Consider the following 6,204-nt stretch of genomic DNA (forward strand, 5'->3'; position numbering starts at 1 on the left):
TTAAAATACACCTACTATATTTATAAACCATCCTTGAGAGTCATAATCATCTCTTCTTAAGTCATCATCAAACTTAGAAAAATTATATCCCACTCCTAATCTTAAATTTTCACTTATATATTTTTGAACTGAAAGAATTGCACCTTGGCTCACATCATCTGATTCTCTATCCACTTTCCAGTGATATTCTCCAAATATATCCCAATCCTTCATAATTCTATATGTTGATCTTAAACCAACTAGATATATATTAGTTTTTGTACTGTATTCTGATCCTGAGGCTCTATCATAAATACTTTCTTTATGTTTATAAGCTAATTTCAATCCTAAATCCAACCTAGCATTATATGAATAAATATTTTCAAATTCAAATATATGACTTTTTTCATCTTCATAACTTACATTTCTGTCTGTATCGCTTTCATCGATTAAGAAAGTATATCTTGTTAACATATTTAACTTATCTGTAAAAGATGGTCTGTAAGCTAACCCTATATTTGATTCTAAATATCTTTCTAAAGTTTGGTCTAAGGTTTTATTTTTAGATATAGAATAATTAAACTTTCCACTTATTCTATACTCATCTGAAAATTTATGGCTTATACTATTTGTTGTAACATATTCAGTTGTTTTTTCTGTGCCCTTGTATTCTATGTATTCAAATTTGTTTTTAATAATACTTCTATCAAAATCAATTTTATGATATACACTTAATGATTTTCTTTTTACATCATCTGTGTCATCTTCAGCTTCAATTTCTCCAATTCCAAAGGCTACTCCCATAGTGTAATCATCTGTTCTGTCATAGTCAAAACCAAATGAATTAGTATTTCCTTTATCATTATTTTCTCTAACAAATTGATTTTCTTGATAAAATTCAACTTTATCTGTTATATTTATACTTTGACCAAATGTTGTTGTATCTTCATTTGTATCTCCACTTTCACTTGTATATCCAACGTAAACATTGTAATCATCAGTTACATCATAGGTTAATTTAGTATCTGTTGTATCTCCTCTATCCCCTGTGGCACCTTCTAAAGTTAAATTTAAATCATCAGTAATGTCAAAGTCTCCACCTAATGTATATAAATCATTTGATTCATAGTTGTCATCCTTGTTAAGAGTAGTTTGAGCCTTTGCATATACAGATATATTGTCTGTGAAATCATGCTCTATTTTAGCTCCTAGAAGATCCCCTGTTCCATATTTGTCATCGTCATTTAATTCTTTAATTTCTGCAACTTCAACTCCTACTAAAGTTTTCTCTGTTAAAGAATATTCCATTGAAACACTTGTTTCTTCAAGATCCTTAACTTTATCTCCTAATAAATCCTTTTTAACTGTTGAAACTTTGGAAATTTTAATTTGTTTTTTAGTATCTGGTCTTAAAATAATCTCAGTACCATAGTTTTCCCAGTGTAAATTATCATCTTGATCTGCGTAGGAATAATTAGCATCCTTATCCTCATACCAAAATCTTATTTCACTTCCAAATCCTTTAAAGTAATTAGAAGAAACATCATGTAAGTTTAAAACTCCATAAACTCTTTTAGCTTCTCCCCCTTCATCTTCATCAACTGGATTTGTTATTTCTCTAAAACTTAAACCTCCATTTGAAGAGAATAAATTACTTGTTTGTTGAGTACCCTCTGATTTTGAATATTCAGTTGTTACAAAACTGTTATCACTAAGTTTTAAAGTTAAATCAGCACCTTGCATAGTGTAATCAGTGCTATCTTCTGTATCCTTAACATAGGTAGCTCCTATACCAACGCTGTCATGTACCCAAGTCTTAACTCTTCCACCAGCTATTGAACTATCTATTTCATCTGTTCCTGAAGGAATATATTCATAATCAACTACTAAATAATTTTTATATTCATTTGTTAAATTAGTTGTTATTATTGAACTTTCATTAGAAGTTGATGTATCTGATAAAGGTTTAGTTAATATTATTCTTCCTTGATATTCATCTATTTCATAATCTTTTCCTTCTTCTAAATACACAGTTTTTTCAGTAAGACCAGTATCTTCATTTATATATTTTATATAAACCTTTTCACTTCCCTCTGAAACATCACCATTTTTCAAGAAGTATAAACTTCCTCCAGTTCCTAAAAATTCCTCATGGGAAGAAATTAAATTTGGACTGGAAACAAAACCTATTACATTTAATTTGTCATCACCATAAGTTGTAGTTTCATTACTTCTATAATCTACTTTTGCCCCATACAAGCTTCTGTCATATTGACTAAATGTTGTACCTGTAAGTCCTGTATTATAATTACCCCAAGTATAGTTTGACTTATCATAATTTACATTTAAATACATTTTTCCTTGGGTATTTGCTTCGTATCTTATATAGGAATCGTCACCATAAGTTGGATAAAAACTATTGTCATCATCTAATCTTTCAAATATAGAATCATTATCCTCATCTGTAAAATCCTTAAACATATCTGAAATTTTATTAGCCCTTGTATCAACTTGAGCTACAACTGACATTCTATCACTTAATTTCCCAATCCCAAAATAAGAAAGACGACCACTGTCATATGTAGTTCCATCATATTCATCATCAACACTTAAAAGCTCTTTGTTTCCACTGACCTTGTTTTTCCCTATATAAAAATCTGCTATTCCTGTTTGGATATAGTGTTTTTTCTTAACTTTGAACTTTATAGTATATTCTTGTGTTTCTCCATTTTCATACTTAACTTTAATTGGTTTTTCATATTCTCCACTTTTATAATACTCTTCCTCTGAGAACATTTCCTTATCCACATCATAGGAATTATCCCCCACATCAACTGTATCAACCCTTGATAAATTACTTCCTGTAAATCTAACTACCCCTGTTGCAACTTTGATGTTGTGAGATTTTAAAGTAGCTTCTCCATATTCCTTTGAATCATCTTCTCCAAAATCACTTAAATCTATTTCTGTTTCTTTACTTACTAGGTTAATTATACCTGTATTTGTTTTATCAAAGTTATTCTCTTCATCATAGGCTGTTAACCTAAATAGCAAAGTATGTCCTGCTCTTAATTTGTAATTACCATCATATTTCCCATCCCATTTAATATTCATACTGTTGTATAAAACCTTTTCTTCAATTGTTTTTAGAGGAGATGACAAATTAACGTCATCTTCTCCAAAAATTTCAAGTTTCCAGTGGTCAATATAGTTTCCATAATTACATTGAACAGAAAAACTAATTTCCTTTTCTAACTTACCTCTTTTTACAACAACCTCATCATCAACAGTTAAAATAAGTTCTGGATCTATTTCTGATATATCTGAAGTTGCCCAAATAGCTCCACCTGTTTTTAAATAAATTCTATTTCCTGAAGATTCACTATGTTTTTCAATTTGAGCATTATTAGTTTTGCTTTCAATTAAAGTATAATCTTCATTAATTGCATTTGCTTTACCAGAGGCTAAGATTAAAATAGATAATATAAGTAGTTTATTTTTCTTCATCTTATTTTACCTCCTTTTCTTTTAAACTAAAGTTAAATTTATTTAATCCATTAGGAGATATTCTTCTAACTAAAGGATTTTCAGTAATTATTTCCATTCCATCAGGAATTGATGCCTTATCTACTTTTACTAGGAAATTCTCACCTTTTTTATCTAGCACCCATTTATCTGGAACATGGTATCTACCAAATTCATCTGTTTCTACAACTACTCCATCTAAGACTATTAGTCTTACTCCTGGAATTCCTTCTTCATAAACACCTATATTTTCTATTTTTATTTCATGAAGATAGATATTTTTATTTTTACTTTTATATGTATTTCTTGTAACAAGTAAGTTTTCTTGACTAAGTCCCTTTTTCTTATCCTTTGTATAGGTAGTTTTAATATTTCCAAACTTATCAATTAATATATTAGTTCCTGCCTTTGTTGATATTTCTGTAGGTGACCAATCCTTACTTTTACTTAAAAATCTCAATGTTAATTTATCATTTTTTTCTATAACTTTATTTTTTGAAATACCATTTAACTTATTCACTATAATTCCTTTAACAAGAGAGTTTGTTTTTTCATTTAATTTTAATTTTACATTGTTTTTCTCTACAGTTAATGAATTTGGGATATAGTCCTTTGTTATTCCACCTTTGATTTTTATTTTTTCTGCAGTTGCTAATCCTTGATAACCGTCTCCATTTATATCTTCAAAAACTTTTCCAATTATTGTAGCTGTGTCAAATAGCTCATCAGGTGTTACAATTACAATGGCTGAATCTTCATTTGAAACTAGTTCTCCATCAATAAGTGCATAAGCTGTATTTTTATACTGTCCAAAAGTTGTTCCTATGCTTACTTTTAATAAATATCTTATTCTTAGAGATTCCCCTGGAGCTAAGTTAACCTTACTAAAATTAACTGTTCTTCCAACAACAGGTTCCCCTGTAACTAGAATATCATCAGCTGTATCAAAGGTTTCGTCACTACCATCTCTAGTCATTTCTGTAGTATCTTCCACATATTCAAATCCACTTGGGATTTTATCTTCCACAAAGAAGTTATAAAAATATGTTTCCCCTACATTTCTAACTATAATTTCATATTCTACAAATTCCCCTTGTTCAACTTCTTCTTTCAAGGCTGTTTTAGTTAAAAGAAGTTCACCATCATTTAATAATGGGATACTTTCCTTTGTTGTAGCTTCTCCTTTTTCTAAAGTTCCATCATTATTCTCATATTCAAAACTTGCTGTATTAACTGCTCCTTCTTTTACCTTTGCATTTGTTTTTCCTACTATTGTAAATTCAATCTTATCACTTGGAGCCATATCAATTACTAATGCATCTAAATCTTCTGTTGAATCATCAGAATCATCATACGAAGAAACACTTGTAACATCTGTTACTAAAGTTGAATTTTTAGTAATAACATGTGTAATCTTCCAAGAGTCAAATACATCTCCTGTTGTTCCATCAACATATTCAGCTTGAATTTCTGATAGCTTATCTGTTAACTCAATATTTTTAGCATTTCCTGTTCCTGTATTTTCCAATGTAACAGTATATGTTAAGTCTTTCCCTGCAATGTATTCTTCAGTATCAACTTCCTTTGCTATTGTAATTTCTGCATTTGTTGGTTTTGTTTCAACTTCTATACTGTTTTCGTCAAATGGTTTAAAAGTTCCATCATTATCTGTATATTCAAAGGCTGCTTTATTTATAATTTCACCAACTGCATCATCTCTAACTTTAGCTTTAAATACATAGGTTACTTTACCATCTTTAGGCATATTTTCAATATAAGATGTTAATTTACCATCTTCTAATTTTAAAGGTTCTGATTGAGTTACTTCAGGATCAATACTTGAAGATACTATTTCAATAGTTGATAAATCAAAGGCTGTCTCATCATCATTAGTAGTTTTAACAATTATATCTTTTAAATTATCTTCAAAGTCAACACCATTAGCTGGACCAGGTCCTTTATTTTCTAAGGTTACTGTATATGTTAAGTAATCCCCTGGAACATATACATCCTTATCCACTGTGTGAGTCATTACAACTTCTGATCTTGAAGGAATAAAGGTAGCGCTTGCTGGAGGAATAACATCTTCTCCATTTTTACCTGTAACAGTATTAATTATATCTCCATAGGCATCTGGATTTACAGTTCCTTCAACATAAAGTGTTAGGGTTTTACCACTTTCTATATCCACATCTATATCTAAATCCTTTCCTCTAAGGGGAACTAGATTTTGAATAACATTTGGAAGTTCCTCTGTTTCCTTTGTCCATTCCCAATCATTTTCGCTAAATGCAACTGCACTTCCATCAACTGTATCTACTAGTATTCCTGAAATTTCATCAGTTATGTTTATATTGTCCCCAAATCCTTTTCCTGTATTTTCTATAGTTATTTTATATTTTATCTTTTCTCCAGGAATATATCCCTTAAGATCATCGTCTACTAGGGCCTCTTTTGTTAATACTATAGTAGCCTTTTCTGATTCTGTAGTTACTTCATTACCATCTATTGTTACTCCATCTAGTATATAACTTGCTGTATTTTTTATATCTCCCACAACATTTTCATTTACTGTTCCTTTTATTTGGAAAGTTATTTTCTCACCTTTTTTAATATCAAAGGTAGTTGAAGTAACTTTTCCTATTGCATTTACTGAAACATTTGGATGAGTTGTTGTTATAGTTGTTTCTCCTGAAACAA

Annotated in this window: 2 protein-coding genes; both read right to left on the bottom strand. The window is 29.6% G+C overall.

Annotated elements, in window-relative coordinates; all coding sequences use genetic code 11:
- Nucleotides 1–3,486, bottom strand: coding sequence for a hypothetical protein (locus GIL12_RS09675; RefSeq protein WP_163470271.1), 3,486 nt, complete (start codon nucleotides 3,484–3,486; stop codon nucleotides 1–3).
- 1 nt (nucleotide 3,487) lies between these two features.
- On the bottom strand, nucleotides 3,488–6,204 hold a 2,717-nt coding region (locus GIL12_RS09680; RefSeq protein WP_163470272.1), incomplete at its 5' end, for a DUF11 domain-containing protein.

It is taken from the genome of Fusobacterium sp. IOR10, from assembly GCF_010367435.1.
Classification (GTDB): Bacteria; Fusobacteriota; Fusobacteriia; order Fusobacteriales; family Fusobacteriaceae; genus Fusobacterium_B.

Bases quoted from the DNA above. Each gene is read 5' to 3' on its own strand.
- GIL12_RS09675 (WP_163470271.1), bottom strand. From the start codon at position 3,486: ATGAAGAAAAATAAACTACTTATATTATCTATTTTAATCTTAGCCTCT.